The organism is Palleronia sp. LCG004, from assembly GCF_032931615.1.
Taxonomy (GTDB): Bacteria; Pseudomonadota; Alphaproteobacteria; order Rhodobacterales; family Rhodobacteraceae; genus Palleronia.
This window is the reverse complement of the sequence record NZ_CP136759.1, coordinates 309801-326687: the sequence shown is the minus strand read 5'-3', so window position 1 is coordinate 326687 and position 16887 is coordinate 309801. Positions and strand designations below refer to the sequence as shown.

The window sequence follows — 16887 nt, the reverse complement described above, 5'->3', positions numbered from 1 at the left end:
GCGCCGGAACGCCTCCCTTGGCGGGAAGACGCGCTTCTTGCACCGACCACGCCCCGGGTCAAGCCCGGGGCGTGGTCTCGCTGTCAGAGACCTGTGGTCACGTCGATCGTGTTGCCCTCTTCGAGGGTGACGTAGGCCTTCTTCACGTCACTCCGACGGCCGGGGCGGCCGCGGAAGCGCTTGGTCTTGCCCTTGGTGATGGACGTGTTGACCGCCTTCACCTTGACGTTGAAGAGGGTCTCGACCGCCTCCTTGATCGCGGGTTTCGCCGCGCTCATCGCCACCTCGAAGACGACCGCACCGTTCTCGGAGGCCATCGTGGCCTTCTCGGTGATGATCGGCTTGCGGATCACATCGTAATGCTCTGGCTTCGTGCTCATTTCAGTCGAGCCTCCAGTGCTTCGATACCGGCCTTGGTGATGACCAGCGTATCGCGCTTCAGGATGTCGTAGACATTCGCCCCCATCGAAGGAAGCACGTCCAGACCGTCGATATTCGCCGCGGCGCGTGCGAAGTTCTGGTTCACCTCGGCACCGTCGATGATGAGGACCCGCTTCCAGCCCAGGTTCTTTACCTGCTTGGCAAGCGCTCCCGTCTTCGCGTCGCCGAGGTCCAGACCGTCGAGAACGACCAGATTGCCTTCGGCCTGCTTTGCGCTCAGCGCGTGGCGCAGACCGAGCTTGCGGAACTTCTTCGTCAGGTCGTGACCGTGGCTCCGGGGAACCGGACCTTTGTAGACCCCGCCCTTCCGGAAAATCGGCGCGTTGCGGTCACCGTGACGTGCGCCGCCGGTGCCCTTCTGGCGATAGATCTTCTTGGTCGAGTAGCTCGTCTCCGAGCGGGTCTTGACCTTGTGGGTTCCCTGCTGCGCGTTGTTGCGCTGCCAGCGGACTACCCGGTGAAGGATGTCCACGCGCGGCTCGAGACCGAAGAGAGCCTCGTCGAGTTCGACAGAACCCGCGGCAGAACCGTCGAGTTTGATGGCATCAGTTTTCATCGTCGCCCTCCTTCTTCGCGGCGGCGTCGCTGTTGTCGGTCTCAGCGCCCTCGGAATTGATCTGCGCCTCGGCTTCGGCCAGTGCGGCAGCTTCCTGCTCGGCCTGCTCCTGCGCGAGGCGCTCGGCCTCGGCAGCCTCGGCTGCAGCCGCTTCTTCCGCCGCCTGCTGCGCGAGACGCTCTGCCTCGTCAGCCGCCGATCTCAGCGCGGCGGGATAAATCACGTTCTCGGGCGTGGCTTTCTTCACCGCATCCTTGATCGTCACCCATCCGCCTTTGGATCCCGGAACGGCACCCTTGACCATGATCAGGCCGCGGCTGGAATCCGTACGGACAACCTGCAGGTTCTGCGTGGTCACGCGCGCGGCACCCATATGCCCGGCCATCTTCTTGCCTTTGAAGACCTTACCGGGATCCTGGCACTGACCCGTCGAACCGTGCGAGCGGTGGCTGATCGAGACACCGTGCGTCGCTTCGAGGCCGCGGAAGTTATGCCGCTTCATGGCACCCGCGAAGCCCTTGCCGATCGACGTGCCGCACACATCGACGAACTGGCCCTCGAAGTAATGTGACGCGATGATCTCCTCGCCGACCTCGATGAGGTTCTCGGGCGAGACACGGAATTCCGCGATCTTGCGCTTGGGCTCGACCTTCGCGATGGCGAAATGGCCGCGCATCGCCTTCGTGGTATTCTTGGGCTTCGCCGTCCCCGCGCCGAGCTGCACGGCGGCATAGCCGTGCTGGTCGGGCGTACGCTGAGCGACGACCTGAAGCTTGTCGAGTTGCAGGACGGTGACGGGCACCTGCCGGCCATCCTCTTGGAAGATGCGCGTCATGCCCACCTTCTTGGCGATCACACCTGAGCGTAGCATTAGATCAGGCCCCCATCACTTTGATGTCGACGGCAACGCCCGCGGCGAGGTCGAGCTTCATGAGCGCGTCGACGGTCTGCGGCGTCGGGTCGACGATATCGAGCATGCGCTTGTGCGTGCGGATCTCGAACTGGTCACGCGACTTCTTGTCCACGTGCGGACCACGAAGAACGGTGAACTTCTCGATCTTGTTCGGCATCGGGATCGGGCCCCGGACGCTCGCGCCGGTGCGCTTGGCGGTCGACACGATCTCCTGGGTCGAGCTGTCGAGCACCCGGTAGTCGAACGCCTTGAGGCGGATGCGAATGTTCTGGCTGGCGGCCATATCTGTTCTCTTTCCCTTGCGGGTTCCAGTCGAGAGGTGGGGCAAGGATCATTCCCCGCGCCACTTCGGACCTTGTCTGTGTCTCGGCCCCGGGCCGGCCCGGGGCAGTCGGGCCGTACAGGTCTCCGGAGGATTTGCCCACGGAGGCCCGCGCGGACCTTACTCGATGATCTTCGAGACGACGCCCGCGCCCACGGTGCGGCCGCCTTCGCGGATGGCGAAGCGGAGCTTCTCTTCCATCGCGATCGGCGCGATCAGCTCGACACCGAACGACACGTTGTCGCCCGGCATGACCATCTCGGTGCCCTCGGCAAGCTGAACCGTGCCGGTCACGTCCGTCGTGCGGAAGTAGAACTGCGGACGGTAGTTCGCGAAGAACGGCGTGTGACGCCCGCCCTCTTCCTTCGTCAGGATGTAGGCTTCGGCCTCGAACTTCGTGTGCGGCTTCACCGAACCCGGCTTGCAGAGAACCTGGCCACGCTGGACGCCCTCGCGGTCGACACCGCGCAGCAGCGCGCCGATATTGTCGCCGGCCTCGCCGCGGTCGAGCAGCTTGCGGAACATCTCGACGCCCGTGCAGGTCGTCTTCTTCGTGTCGCGGATGCCCACGATCTCGATCTCGTCGCCCACGTTGATCACGCCGCGCTCGACGCGACCCGTCACGACCGTACCGCGACCCGAGATCGAGAACACGTCCTCGACCGGCATCAGGAACGGCTGGTCCACGGCGCGCTCCGGCGTCGGGATGTAGTCGTCGACCGCAGCCATCAGCTCGCGGATCGAGTTCTCGCCGATCTCGGGGTTCTCGCCGTTCATCGCGGCCAGCGCCGAGCCCTTCACGATCGGAAGATCGTCGCCCGGGTAGTCGTAGCTCGACAGAAGCTCGCGGATCTCCATCTCGACGAGCTCGAGAAGCTCCTCGTCATCGACCTGGTCGACCTTGTTCATGTAGACCACGATCGCCGGAATGCCGACCTGACGGCCCAGCAGGATGTGCTCGCGCGTCTGCGGCATCGGGCCGTCGGCCGCGTTCACCACCAGGATCGCGCCGTCCATCTGCGCCGCACCCGTGATCATGTTCTTCACGTAGTCGGCGTGGCCCGGGCAGTCCACATGCGCGTAGTGACGGTTCTCGGTCTCGTACTCGACATGCGCCGTCGAGATCGTGATCCCGCGCGCCTTCTCTTCCGGCGCGCCGTCGATCTGGTCATAGGCACGGAAATCGCCGAAATACTTCGTGATCGCCGCCGTCAGCGTCGTCTTGCCGTGATCGACGTGACCGATCGTCCCGATGTTCACGTGCGGTTTGTTGCGTTCGAACTTTGCCTTCGCCATGGATGGCCTCCTGATCTGTTCTCTTGGGCGTTTGCCCCGTCGCGCGACCGTCGCCGCGCCGAATTCGTCGGGTCCCGGGGAAGGTTGCCCCCGGGACGATGGGTTTAGGCGTACTTGCTCTGGATCTCTTCCGAGATGTTCTGCGGTACCGGCTCGTAATGGTCGAACTGCATCGTGAACTGCGCACGGCCCGAGGACATCGAGCGCAGGTTGTTGATGTAGCCGAACATGTTGGCCAGCGGCACGAAGGCGTCGATGACGATTGCGTTGCCGCGCGGCTCCTGCCCCTGCACCTGACCGCGACGGGAGGTCAAGTCGCCGATGACGTTGCCGGTATACTCCTCGGGCGTCACCACCTCGACCGCCATCACGGGCTCGAGAAGCTGGGCACCTGCCTTCCGGAGACCTTCGCGCATGCACATGCGGCTGGCGATCTCGAAGGCGAGGACCGAGGAGTCCACGTCGTGGAACTTGCCGTCGACCAGAGCGACCTTGAAGTCGATGACCGGGAAGCCGGCAAGGGGACCGCTATCCATGACGGACTGGATACCCTTCTCGACGCCGGGGATGAATTCCTTCGGCACCGAGCCACCGACGATGCGGCTTTCGAAGCTGTAGCCCTCACCCGGTTCGGTCGGCGTGATCTCGAGCTGCACCTCGGCGAACTGGCCCGAACCACCCGACTGCTTCTTGTGCGTGTAGGTGTGGTTGACCTGCTGCCGGATCGTCTCGCGATAGGCCACCTGCGGCGCGCCGACATTGGCTTCGACCTTGAACTCGCGCTTCAGGCGATCGACGAGGATGTCGAGGTGAAGTTCGCCCATCCCCTTCATGATCGTCTGACCCGATTCGATGTCGGTCTCGACACGGAAGGACGGATCCTCGGCCGCAAGCCGCTGCAAGCCGGCGGACATCTTCTCCTGGTCGGCCTTGGTTTTTGGCTCGACTGCGATCTCGATGACCGGATCGGGGAAGGTCATCGTCTCGAGCACGACCTGCTTCTGGCTGTCAGACAGCGTGTCGCCCGTCGTCGTGTCCTTCAGACCGGCAAGCGCGATGATGTCGCCCGCATAGGCATTCTCGATTTCCTCGCGGTTGTTGGAGTGCATCATCATCATTCGACCGATGCGCTCTTTCCGGCCCTTCGTCGTGTTGAGCACGGAATCGCCCTTGGAGAGCGTACCCGAATAGACACGTGTGAAGGTGAGCGAGCCCACGAACGGGTCGTTCATGATCTTGAACGCAAGCGCCGAGAACGGCTCGTCGTCATCCGCATGACGTGCGATGTTGCGCGTTTCGGTCTCGTCGTCGGGCGAGAAGCCCATATAGGCCGGAACGTCGAGCGGACCCGGAAGATAGTCGATGACCGCGTTCAGAAGGGGCTGGACGCCCTTGTTCTTGAACGCCGAACCGCACAGAACCGGCACGAAGGACATCGAGAGCGTCCCCTTGCGGATCAACTCGCGCAGCTTCGGCTGGTCGGGTTCGTTGCCTTCCAGATACTGCTCCATCGCGTCGTCGTCGACTTCGACGGCGATCTCGATGAGCTCGGCGCGCATCGTCTCGGCCTGATCCTTGAGATCGTCACGGATGTCCTGAACGACCCAGGATGCTCCGAGATCCTCGCCCTTCCAGACCCATTCCTTCATCGTCACCAGATCGACGATACCCTCGAGCTGATCCTCCGCCCCGATGGGCATCTGGATCGGCGCGGGCGTCGCTCCGGTACGGTCCTTGATCATCTTGACGCAGTTCCAGAAGTCGGCGCCGATCTTGTCCATCTTGTTGACGAACACGATGCGCGGAACCTTGTACCGGTCGGCCTGACGCCAGACGGTCTCGGTCTGCGGCTCGACGCCGGCATTGGCGTCAAGAACGGCGACCGCACCGTCGAGAACGGCGAGCGAGCGCTCCACCTCGATGGTGAAGTCCACGTGGCCAGGCGTGTCGATGATGTTGAAGCGGAACGAGGCTTCCTGAGGCGTATCGCCGTAAATGCCCGTCGTGGTCTCGCCATCCTCGGTGCGGAACCACATGGTCGTGGTCGCGGCCGAGGTGATGGTGATCCCGCGTTCCTGCTCCTGCTCCATCCAGTCCATCGTCGCGGCGCCGTCATGGACTTCGCCGATCTTGTGGGACTTGCCGGTATAGAACAGGATCCGTTCCGTGCAGGTGGTCTTGCCGGCATCGATGTGGGCCATGATGCCGAAATTGCGGTAGCGGGAGAGCGAATAATCGCGGGGCATGATGCGTCCTCGGGTTTGTTCTGAAAACCGCTGGTCGGATTACCAGCGGTAGTGGCTGAACGCCTTGTTGGCATCGGCCATCTTGTGGGTGTCTTCGCGCTTCTTGACCGCGGAGCCGCGACCCTGGACGGCGTCGATCAGTTCGCCGGCGAGACGCTCTTCCATCGTGTTCTCGTTGCGGTTCCGGCAGGCCGTGATCAGCCAGCGGAGCGCGAGAGCTTCGCGACGCTCGGGACGAACCTCGACCGGCACCTGGTAGGTGGCACCACCAACGCGGCGCGAGCGGACCTCGACCGACGGCTTGATGTTGTCGAGGCTCTCGTGGAACACTTCGACGGGCGACTTCTTGAGCCGACCCTCAACCCGATCGAACGCGTTGTAGACGATGCGTTCGGCGACGGATTTCTTTCCGTCCACCATCAGGTTGTTCATGAACTTGGTGATCACCTTGTCGCCGAATTTGGCGTCGGGCAGGATCTCGCGCTTTTCGGCGGCGTGACGACGGGACATCTTGGCTTCCTCAATCTCTTTGTCTGACCCGCCCCGGGATCGACCCGGGGCCTCGATCGGCGAGATCCCGGATCAGGTCCGGGATGACGCCCGCGGCGTCACTTGGGCCGCTTTGCACCATATTTGGACCGGCGCTGCTTGCGGTCCTTCACGCCTTGCGTGTCGAGCACGCCGCGCAGGATGTGGTAACGCACACCGGGAAGGTCCTTCACACGACCACCGCGGATCAGGACCACCGAGTGCTCCTGCAGGTTGTGCGACTCACCGGGAATGTAGCTGATGACCTCGTAACCATTGGTCAGGCGCACCTTCGCGACCTTCCGCATGGCCGAGTTCGGCTTCTTCGGTGTCGTCGTGTAGACGCGGGTGCAAACCCCACGCTTCTGCGGGCAGCTCTCCAGGTGCTGGGACTTGGAGCGTTTGACTTTGGGCTGGCGCGGCTTGCGGATCAGCTGTTGGATCGTTGGCATTCCGGTTACATTCCTCGGTGTTGCAACATCGTCTTGTCTCGGGGGATGCGCGCGCATCCCGGCTCAATTCCTTGCGTGCCTCGCGCGTCCGCAAAAACACAAACACCGCAGCGGGCGGTCGCCCTTGCGGTTGGTCTCCAGAGGATCGGGGCGTCTTTCGGCCCGGATCGTGACCACTTCCATCGATTTGATCACTGGCCCGGAACGGATCCCGGTCGCGCAGTTGTGGCCGTATAGAGGCCGACTCGGTCGGTGTCAACACCGACCCTTAACTTCTGCGGGGGCGACCCGGCGACCGCCCTCCCCCGAACGCAAAGACGCCCCCGGAGGGGCGTCTTCAACTTTTTCACGGAACTGGACTTATTCGTCCCGGCTCTCGGGCGTGTCGATGAGATCGGCCACACGCGATTCCTGCGCATCGTCGCTCATCGGCTCGGCAGCCGGCGCGGCGAGCGCCGCGGCTTCCTCGGCTTCCGCACGCGCCTGCTTGAGGACCTTCAGATCCCGCTCGGCTGCGATGCGACGGACCTTCTGGCTCGCGCCTCCGGTTCCGGCCGGGATCAGACGTCCGACGATCACGTTCTCCTTCAGACCGACGAGCTTGTCGCGCTTGCCCTGAACCGATGCCTCGGTCAGCACGCGCGTCGTCTCCTGGAAGGATGCCGCCGAGATGAAGCTGCGGGTCTGCAGCGACGCCTTGGTGATACCCAGCAGGATCGGCTCGCCCGTCGCCGGACGGACGCCGCGCTTCATCGCCTTCTCGTTCGCGTCGTCGAACTCGACCTTGTCGACATGCTCGCCCTTCAGCAGCGTGGTCTCGCCCGAATCCTGGATCTCCCACTTCTGGAGCATCTGGCGAACGATCACCTCGATGTGCTTGTCGTTGATCTTCACGCCTTGCAGTCGATAGACGTCCTGCACCTCGTCGATCATGTAATCGGCAAGCGCCTCGACGCCCAGGATCGAAAGGATGTCATGGGGGGCGGGATTGCCATCCATGATGTAGTCGCCCTTCTGGATGAAGTCGCCTTCCTGCACGGGGATGTGCTTGCCCTTCGGCACCATGTACTCGATGGGTTCGGCACCCTCGTCGGTCGGCACGATCGCGATCCGGCGCTTGTTCTTGTAGTCGCGCCCGAACTTCACGTAGCCGTCCGCCTCGGCGATAATGGCATGGTCCTTCGGACGGCGCGCCTCGAAGAGTTCGGCCACACGCGGCAGACCACCGGTGATGTCCTTCGTCTTCGCACCCTCGCGCGGGATCCGCGCGACGACGTCGCCCGCCTTGATCTCCGCCCCGTCCTCGATCGACAGGATCGCGTCGACCGACATCGGATAGGTGACCGGGTTGCCCGCATCGTTGCGGACGGGTTCGCCATCCTCGCCCGCGATGAGGATCTCGGGCTTGAGATCCCCGCCACGCGGCACCGACCGCCAGTCGCTGACGATCTTCTGGGTCATGCCCGTCGCATCGTCGGTCTCGTCACGCACGGAGATGCCCGTGATGAGGTCGACGAAGCGTGCCGTGCCGGCCTTCTCCGCGATGATCGGCAGGGTATAGGGATCCCATTCGAACAGGCGATCGCCCCGCTTGATCTCGGCACCGTCGGCCACGTGCATCGTGGTGCCGTAGCCGAGCTTGAAGGTCGCACGGTCGGCACCGTTCTCGTCGACGATCGCGAGGGTCATGTTCCGCCCCATCACGATATTCGCACCCGACTCGTTCTGCAGGATCTGGGCATTGCGGTACTCCGCCTTACCCTCCTGGCCGGCTTCCTGGAAGTTCTGCTGGCCACCCTGCGCGACGCCGCCGATGTGGAAGGTCCGCATCGTCAGCTGCGTGCCCGGCTCGCCGATCGACTGTGCCGCGATGATGCCCACGGCCTCGCCCTGGTTGACCATCGTGCCGCGTGCAAGGTCACGACCGTAGCACATGGCGCAGACGCCCTCCTCGGCCTCGCAGGTCAGCGGGCTCCGGAGCCGCGCCTCGGCAAGACCCGAGGCTTCGATCATGTCGGCCTTCCGCTCGTCGATGAGCTCGCCCTTCGTGACCATCACCTCGTCGGTGCCCGGGCGAACGAGATCCTCGGCCGCGACGCGACCCAGAACCCGCTCACCGAGGCTCGCCACGATCTCGCCGTCGTTGACGGCAGGCTTGGCGGTGACCGCACGCTCGGTGCCGCAATCATGCTGCCGCACGATGCAGTCCTGCGCCACGTCGACGAGACGCCGCGTGAGGTAGCCCGAGTTGGCCGTCTTAAGCGCGGTGTCCGAAAGACCCTTCCGCGCACCGTGGGTGGAGTTGAAGTACTCCAGCACGGTCAAGCCTTCCTTGAAGTTCGAGATGATCGGCGTCTCGATGATCTCGCCAGAAGGCTTGGCCATCAGGCCGCGCATCCCGCCGAGCTGCTTCATCTGCGTGACCGAGCCCCGGGCACCCGAATGGGCCATCATGTAGACGGAGTTCGGCTCATGCTCGGCACCGTCGGTCATGCCGGGCGTCGAGATCGTCGACATCATCGCCTCGGTGACCTTGTCGTTGCACTTCGACCAGGCGTCGACGACCTTGTTGTACTTCTCGCCCTGGGTGATCAGGCCGTCCATGTACTGCTGCTCGAAATCCTTCACCTGCTCGCGGGTATCCTCCACGATCGGCCACTTGGTGTCCGGAATGACCATGTCGTCCTTGCCGAAGCTGATGCCGGCGCGGAAGGCCTCGCGGAAGCCCATCGTCATGATCTGGTCGCAGAAGATGACCGATTCCTTCTGACCGCAATAGCGGTAGACGGTGTCGATGACCTGCTGCACTTCCTTCTTGCGCAGCAGACGGTTGACGAGGTCGAAGGGGGCCTTGGCGTTCAGCGGAAGAAGCGCGCCAAGACGCACGCGTCCCGGTGTCGTCTCGAACCGCGTCATGACCTCGTTGCCCTCGGCATCGATCTGCGGCAGGCGCGCCTGGATCTTGGCGTGCATGTGGACCTCGCCCGCGTCGAGGGCGTGCTGCACCTCGTTCACGTCCGAGAACACCATGCCCTCGCCCTTCATGCCTTGGCGCTCCATCGTGATGTAGTAGAGGCCGAGGATCATGTCCTGCGACGGAACGATGATCGGCGCGCCGTTCGCCGGCGACAGCACGTTGTTCGTCGACATCATCAGGACGCGCGCTTCCAACTGGGCCTCGAGGCTCAGCGGCACGTGCACGGCCATCTGGTCACCGTCGAAGTCCGCATTGAATGCCGAACAGACGAGCGGATGCAGCTGGATCGCCTTGCCTTCGATGAGAACCGGCTCAAAGGCCTGGATGCCCAGACGGTGAAGCGTCGGTGCACGGTTCAGCATCACCGGATGCTCGCGGATCACCTCGTCGAGGATGTCCCAGACTTCCGGGCGCTCCTTCTCGACCAGCTTCTTCGCCTGCTTGACGGTGGAACTCAGCCCCTTCGCCTCGAGCCGCGAATAGATGAACGGCTTGAAGAGCTCGAGCGCCATCTTCTTCGGCAGCCCGCATTGATGCAGCTTCAGCTCGGGTCCGGTCACGATGACCGAGCGGCCCGAAAAGTCGACGCGCTTGCCCAGCAGGTTCTGCCGGAAACGGCCCTGCTTGCCCTTGAGCATGTCGGAAAGCGACTTCAGCGGACGCTTGTTGGCACCGGTGATGACGCGGCCGCGACGGCCGTTGTCGAAGAGCGCGTCGACCGATTCCTGCAACATCCGCTTCTCGTTGCGGATGATGATGTCGGGTGCACGCAATTCGATCAGCCGCTTGAGGCGGTTGTTGCGGTTGATCACCCGGCGGTAGAGATCGTTGAGATCCGACGTGGCGAACCGGCCGCCATCCAGCGGAACGAGCGGACGCAGCTCGGGCGGGATCACGGGAATGACCGTCATCACCATCCATTCCGGGCGGTTGCCGGATTCGACGAAGCTCTCGACGATCTTGAGACGCTTGATGATCTTCTTGGGCTTGAGCTCGCCGGTCGCTTCCTTGAGCTCTTCGCGCAGGCGTTCGGCCTCTGCCTCGAGGTCGATCATCGCGAGCATCTCGCGAATGGCCTCGGCACCGATATTGGCCGTGAACGCGTCCATCCCGTAGGAATCCTGGGCGTCCATGAACTCCTCTTCGGTCATCATCTGACCGTAGGTGAGGTCCGTGAGGCCAGGCTCGATCACCACGTAGTTCTCGAAATAGAGCACACGCTCAAGATCGCGCAGCGTCATGTCCAGCATGAGGCCGATGCGCGACGGCAGCGATTTCAGGAACCAGATATGGGCACAGGGCGCCGCAAGCTCGATATGGCCCATCCGCTCGCGGCGGACCTTCTGGAGCGTCACCTCGACACCGCATTTCTCGCAGACGACGCCGCGATACTTCATGCGCTTGTACTTGCCGCAGAGGCATTCGTAATCCTTGATCGGACCGAAGATGCGCGCGCAGAAGAGGCCGTCACGCTCGGGCTTGAACGTGCGGTAGTTGATCGTCTCGGGCTTCTTGATCTCGCCGAAGGACCAGCTGAGAATCCGTTCCGGAGAGGCGAGCGAAACCTTGATTTCATCGAAGGTTTTAGGGCCGGCGAGCGGCGAGAACGGGTTGGTTGTCAGTTCCTGGTTCATGTCGTGTCCTTAATGATAAGGGTGCGTCGGAAGGGCGTGAGAGATCTTCGTTCCGAAGATCTCCCGAAAATCTCGACCCGAGATCTTCACTCCGCGTCTTCCTCCTCGTCCGCATCCAGGAGTTCCATGTTGAGGCCCAGTCCCCGGACCTCCTTGACGAGAACGTTGAACGATTCCGGAACGCCGGCCTCGAAATTGTCCTCGCCCTTGACGATGCTCTCGTAGACCTTGGTCCGGCCGGCGACGTCGTCGGACTTCACCGTCAGCATCTCCTGCAGGGTGTAGGCCGCGCCGTAGGCCTCGAGCGCCCAGACCTCCATCTCGCCGAAACGCTGTCCGCCGAACTGCGCCTTCCCGCCCAGGGGCTGCTGGGTGACGAGACTGTAGGGGCCGGTCGACCGCGCGTGGATCTTGTCGTCGACAAGATGATGGAGCTTCAGCAGGTACTTGATCCCCACCGTCACTTCACGGCTGAACTTCTCGCCGGTCCGACCGTCATAGAGACGGCTCTGCCCGCTTTCCGAGAAGCCCGCACGACGCAGCGCATCGTTGACATCGGGTTCCTTCGCACCGTCGAAGACAGGCGTCGCGATCGGAACACCGCGGGTCACGTTGCCGGCCGCTTCGAGAAGACGGTCGTCGTCCATCGACTCGATGCCTTCGTCGTAGACATCGTCGCCATAGGCGATCCGCATCGCGTCCTTGACCGGCGTCATGTCCCCGGTCCGCCGGTATTCACCCAGCGCCTCGTCGACCTTGATGCCGAGACCGCGCGCGGCCCAGCCCATATGGGTCTCGAGGATCTGACCGACGTTCATCCGGCTCGGCACGCCCAGCGGGTTCAGAACGAAATCGACCGGCGTGCCGTCCTCGAGGAACGGCATGTCCTCCATCGGCACGACGCGGGAGATCACGCCCTTGTTGCCGTGACGACCGGCCATCTTGTCGCCCGGCTGAAGCTTGCGCTTCACCGCGACGAAGACCTTGACCATCTTCATCACGCCCGGCGGCAGGTCGTCGCCGCGGCGGACCTTTTCGACCTTGTCCTCGAACCGGGCATCGAGAGCGCGCTTCTGCGACTCGTACTGCTCGTTCAGGGCCTCCATGATCTTGGCGTCGTCCTCGTCCTCGAGGGCAAGCTGCCACCACTGGCCGCGGCTCAGCTGATCGTCGAGCAGCGCCTCGGTGATCTGGGTGTTCGGCTTGACGCCTTTCGGTCCCTTCACGGCATTCTTGCCCATGACGAGGTCGCGGAGACGGGCATAGATGTTGCGATCGAGGATCGCGAGCTCGTCGTCGCGGTCGCGGCTCAGGCGCTCGACCTCCTCGCGCTCGATCTGCAGCGCACGCTCGTCCTTCTCGACGCCGTGCCGGTTGAAGACCCGGACCTCGACGACGGTGCCGTAATCTCCGGGCGGCAGGCGCAGCGACGTGTCGCGCACGTCCGACGCCTTCTCCCCGAAGATCGCGCGAAGCAGCTTCTCCTCGGGCGTCATCGGGCTCTCGCCCTTGGGGGTGATCTTGCCCACAAGGATGTCCGCCGGTCCGACCTCGGCCCCGATATAGACGATGCCGGCCTCGTCGAGATTGCGCAGGGCCTCCTCGCCGACATTCGGGATGTCCCGGGTGATCTCCTCGGGTCCGAGCTTCGTGTCGCGCGCGGCGACCTCGAATTCCTCGATATGGATCGACGTGAAGACGTCGTCGCGGGTGATCCGCTCCGAGATCAGGATCGAGTCCTCGTAGTTGTAGCCGTTCCAGGGCATGAACGCGACGACCACGTTCTTGCCGAGCGCAAGCTCACCGATATCGGTCGAGGGACCGTCGGCGATGACCTCGCCCTTGCCGACCGTGTCGCCCACCTTCACCAGCGGACGCTGGTTGATGCAGGTGTTCTGGTTCGACCGCTGGAACTTCCTGAGACGGTAGATGTCGACCCCCGCATCGCCGAGCTCGAGATCCGCGGTGGCGCGCACGACGATCCGCTGGGCATCGACCTGGTCGATGACACCGGCACGCTTCGCCATGATCGCGGCACCGGAATCCCGCGCGACCACCTCCTCAATGCCGGTGCCCACAAGCGGAGCCTCGGCACGGAGAAGCGGCACGGCCTGCCGCTGCATGTTCGATCCCATCAGGGCGCGGTTCGCGTCGTCGTTCTCGAGGAACGGGATGAGCGAGGCCGCGACCGAGACCAGCTGCTTCGGCGAGACGTCGATCAGATCGACATGCTCGGTGGGCGCAAGCGTGTAGTCGCCCTTCTGGCGCGTGTTGACCATCTCCATCGTGAAGCGGCCATCGTCGTCGAGCTGCGCGTTGGCCTGCGCGACGGTGTGGCGCATTTCCTCGGTAGCGGACATGTAGTGCACCTCGTCGGTGACCTGCTTGTCCTTCACGACGCGATAGGGCGTCTCGATGAAGCCGTACTTGTTCACCCGCGCGAAGGTCGCGAGTGAGTTGATCAGGCCGATATTCGGGCCTTCCGGCGTCTCGATCGGGCACATCCGGCCGTAATGCGTCGGATGGACGTCACGCACCTCGAAGCCCGCACGCTCGCGTGTCAGGCCGCCCGGCCCGAGCGCCGAGAGGCGCCGCTTGTGCGTCACTTCCGACAGCGGGTTGGTCTGGTCCATGAACTGCGACAGCTGCGAGGAACCGAAGAACTCGCGCACGGCCGCGGCGGCGGGCTTCGCGTTGATCAGGTCCTGCGGCATCACCGTGTCGATCTCGACCGACGACATCCGCTCCTTGATCGCGCGCTCCATCCGCAGAAGGCCGACACGGTACTGGTTCTCCATCAGCTCGCCGACCGAGCGCACCCGGCGGTTGCCGAGGTGGTCGATATCGTCGATGTCGCCACGCCCGTCGCGCAGGTCCACGAGCGCCTTGATGCAGGCGACGATATCCTCGCGGCGCAGCGTGCGCTGGGTATCCTCGGCATCGAGGTTGAGGCGCATGTTCATCTTCACGCGGCCGACGGCCGAAAGGTCGTAGCGCTCGGAATCGAAGAAGAGCGTGTCGAACAGGTTCGACGCCGCCTCGACGGTGGGCGGCTCGCCCGGACGCATCACGCGGTAGATGTCCATGAGCGCGGTGTCGCGGTTCAGGTTCTTGTCCTGAGCCATCGTGTTGCGCATGTACGGGCCAACCGTGACGTTGTCGATGTCGAGCACCGGAATCTCGGTCACGCCGGCCTCGATCAGCTCGTGCAGCGTGCCGCCCGTGACCTGACCGTCCTTGTCGGTTTCCCAGGTGAGCTCGTCACCCGCCTCGACATAGATCGCGCCGGTTTCCTCGTTGATGATGTCACGGGAAACATAGCGGCCCAGGATCTGGTCGAAGGGCAGCAGCAGGTCCGTGACCTCGCCCGCATCGATCAGCTGCTTGACGGCACGCGGCGTCACTTTCTTGCCGGCCTCGGCGATCACTTCACCCGACTTCGCATCGACGAGGTCATAGCCCGGACGGGTACCGCGCACCCGCTCGGGGAAGAACTTCGTCACCCAGCCGCGGTTCTTCTCCAGCGTGAAGGACACCGTGTCGTAATAGGCGTCCATGATCGCTTCCTGATCGAGCCCGAGCGCATAGAGCAGCGTCGTGACCGGGAGCTTCCGGCGGCGGTCGATCCGCGCATAGACGAGATCCTTGGCGTCGAACTCGAAATCGAGCCAGGACCCGCGATAGGGAATGATGCGGCAGGCGAAGAGCAGCTTGCCCGAGCTGTGGGTCTTGCCCTTGTCGTGGTCGAAGAAGACACCCGGGGAGCGATGCATCTGCGACACGATGACGCGCTCGGTCCCGTTCACGATGAAGGTGCCGTTCGGCGTCATGAGCGGCATGTCGCCCATGAACACGTCCTGCTCCTTGATGTCCTTCACGGATTTCGCGCCCGTATCCTCGTCGATATCGAACACGATGAGACGCAGCGTGACCTTCAGCGGCGCGCTGTAGGTCATGTCGCGCTGCTGGCATTCCTCGACATCGTATTTCGGCTTCTCGAGCTCGTACTTCACGAATTCCAGAACGGCGGTCTCGTTGAAGTCCTTGATCGGAAAGACCGACTGGAAGACGCCCTTGATCCCCTCGCCGTCCAGCGGTTCGAGCTGGTCGCCGGATTTCAGGAACAGATCGTAGCTCGATTTCTGAACCTCGATGAGGTTCGGCATTTCGAGGACTTCGCGGATCTTGCCGTAATACTTACGAAGCCGCTTCTGACCAAGATAGCTGGATGCCATGGGGATATCACCTTTGCTTTTCGCGGGTCACGCCACCTTGGGGAGAGGTCGCGCACCCTGACGAAACGGGAGCTTCGGATCCATACCTGGCCATCCTCCCACAGACGGCCGCCCGATCCTCGAAGCCGCACCTGAAAGAAGGTCGCGCCTGACGGCCCTCTTTGAGACGCGGAAGGCTGGTCCCGCGAACGGAACCAGCCGGGTCATGTCATCGGCCCCTCGGTGCCTGCTGCCGGATCCCTGTTCCCGAAGGACTGGACCCGGATGCGGACATCGCGGGGGCGTCGATCACTTCAGCTCGATCTCGGCACCGGCCGCTTCGAGCTTCGCCTTGATGTCCTCGGCTTCGGACTTGTCGACGCCTTCCTTGACGGCCTTGCCGCCGGCTTCGACCAGTTCCTTGGCTTCTTTCAGACCAAGACCGGTGATCGCGCGGACCTCCTTGATGACGTTGATCTTCTGCGCACCGGCGCTCTTGAGGATCACGTCGAATTCGGTCTGCTCTTCCTCGGCGGCACCACCGGCACCGTCCGCGGGACCGGCCATCATGACCGCGCCGCCGGCGGCGGGCTCGATGCCATACTCGTCCTTGAGGATGGTTTTCAGTTCCTGAGCTTCGAGCAGGGTCAGCCCGACGATCTCTTCGGCAAGTTTCTTCAGATCAGCCATTTTTCCGTTCCGTTCGTTAAGATGTGTTCCAGCGCCCCGGGGCACAAGCCCCGGCGATGCGGATCAGGCGGCTTCCGCCTTCTCCTCGATGGTCGACAGGATGCTCGCGATGTTCGAAGCCGGCGCGCCAATGGCCCCTGCGATGTTCGATGCGGGTGCGCCAAGCGTGGCCGCGATCGAAGCGATGAGCTCGTCGCGACTGGGCAGCTTGGCGACCGCGGCAACACCGGCACGGTCCAGTTGTGTCTCGCCCATAGAGCCGCCGAGGATCTCGAACTTCGAGTTATCCTTGGCGTAATCCTCGGCTGCCTTGGCCGCAGCCACGGGATCCTCGGAATAGGACAGGACGGTCATCCCCGTCAGGAGATCCGAAAGCTTGGCGTTCGGCTTTCCCTCGAGGGCGATCTTGGCGAGCTTGTTCTTGGCAACGCGCACGGATCCGCCGGCTTGGCGCAGCCGCGCCCGCAGGTCCTGCATCTCGGCAACCGTGAGGCCCGCGTAGTGTGCAACCACCACGACGCCAGAGCTTTCGAAGATCTGGCCGAGTTCCTCGACCACTTTCTCTTTTTGAGCTCTATCCACAGTTTCACTCCAAGTTTGGAGGGTCTCCCCTCCGGC

General features: G+C 63.4%; 12 protein-coding genes. All 12 read right to left on the bottom strand.

Features of this window, described 5'->3' with window-relative positions; all coding sequences use genetic code 11:
* Window positions 1-83: 83 nt before the first annotated feature.
* The 12 genes from RVY76_RS01515 to rplJ all read right to left on the bottom strand — a co-directional run bounded on the left by RVY76_RS01515 (window position 84) and on the right by rplJ (window position 16851).
* Window positions 84-380 carry a 50S ribosomal protein L23 gene (locus RVY76_RS01515; RefSeq protein ID WP_317375338.1) on the bottom strand — a complete coding sequence of 99 codons (297 nt, stop codon included), beginning with the start codon at window positions 378-380 and terminating at the stop codon, window positions 84-86.
* Window positions 377-997 carry a 50S ribosomal protein L4 gene (rplD, locus tag RVY76_RS01510; protein ID WP_317375337.1) on the bottom strand — a complete coding sequence of 207 codons (621 nt, stop codon included), beginning with the start codon at window positions 995-997 and terminating at the stop codon, window positions 377-379. The genes RVY76_RS01515 and rplD overlap by 4 nt, the downstream gene beginning before the upstream one ends.
* Window positions 987-1868, bottom strand: a complete 882-nt coding sequence (gene rplC / locus RVY76_RS01505; RefSeq protein ID WP_317375336.1) for a 50S ribosomal protein L3 — start codon at window positions 1866-1868, stop codon at window positions 987-989. Before rplC ends, rplD begins: the two co-directional genes overlap by 11 nt.
* Window positions 1869-1872: 4 nt before the next feature.
* Window positions 1873-2193: a 30S ribosomal protein S10 gene (rpsJ, locus tag RVY76_RS01500; RefSeq protein ID WP_085853270.1), complete on the bottom strand. Its 321-nt coding sequence runs from the start codon at window positions 2191-2193 to the stop codon at window positions 1873-1875.
* Between the two features lie 159 nt (window positions 2194-2352).
* Entirely contained in the window at window positions 2353-3528 is a 1176-nt protein-coding gene (gene tuf / locus RVY76_RS01495) for an elongation factor Tu (RefSeq protein ID WP_317375335.1), read from the bottom strand.
* A 104-nt stretch (window positions 3529-3632) separates the two neighbouring features.
* Window positions 3633-5774: an elongation factor G gene (gene fusA, locus RVY76_RS01490; protein ID WP_317375334.1), complete on the bottom strand. Its 2142-nt coding sequence runs from the start codon at window positions 5772-5774 to the stop codon at window positions 3633-3635.
* Between the two features lie 39 nt (window positions 5775-5813).
* Window positions 5814-6284, bottom strand: coding sequence for a 30S ribosomal protein S7 (gene rpsG / locus RVY76_RS01485; RefSeq protein ID WP_317375332.1), 471 nt, complete (start codon window positions 6282-6284; stop codon window positions 5814-5816).
* A 98-nt stretch (window positions 6285-6382) separates the two neighbouring features.
* On the bottom strand, window positions 6383-6754 hold the full coding sequence (rpsL, locus tag RVY76_RS01480) for a 30S ribosomal protein S12 (RefSeq protein ID WP_008331617.1): 372 nt from the start codon (window positions 6752-6754) through the stop codon (window positions 6383-6385).
* A 360-nt stretch (window positions 6755-7114) separates the two neighbouring features.
* Complete coding sequence (rpoC, locus tag RVY76_RS01475) at window positions 7115-11365, bottom strand: DNA-directed RNA polymerase subunit beta' (protein ID WP_317375329.1); 4251 nt, start codon at window positions 11363-11365, stop codon at window positions 7115-7117.
* Window positions 11366-11451: 86 nt separating this feature from the next.
* Window positions 11452-15600: a DNA-directed RNA polymerase subunit beta gene (gene rpoB / locus RVY76_RS01470; RefSeq protein ID WP_317375328.1), complete on the bottom strand. Its 4149-nt coding sequence runs from the start codon at window positions 15598-15600 to the stop codon at window positions 11452-11454.
* A gap of 288 nt (window positions 15601-15888) precedes the next feature.
* A complete protein-coding gene (gene rplL, locus RVY76_RS01465; protein WP_317375327.1) occupies window positions 15889-16269 on the bottom strand; it encodes a 50S ribosomal protein L7/L12 in 381 nt (126 codons plus the stop codon).
* 63 nt (window positions 16270-16332) lie between these two features.
* Entirely contained in the window at window positions 16333-16851 is a 519-nt protein-coding gene (rplJ, locus tag RVY76_RS01460) for a 50S ribosomal protein L10 (RefSeq protein ID WP_317375325.1), read from the bottom strand.
* Between the last annotated feature and the right edge of the window lie 36 nt (window positions 16852-16887).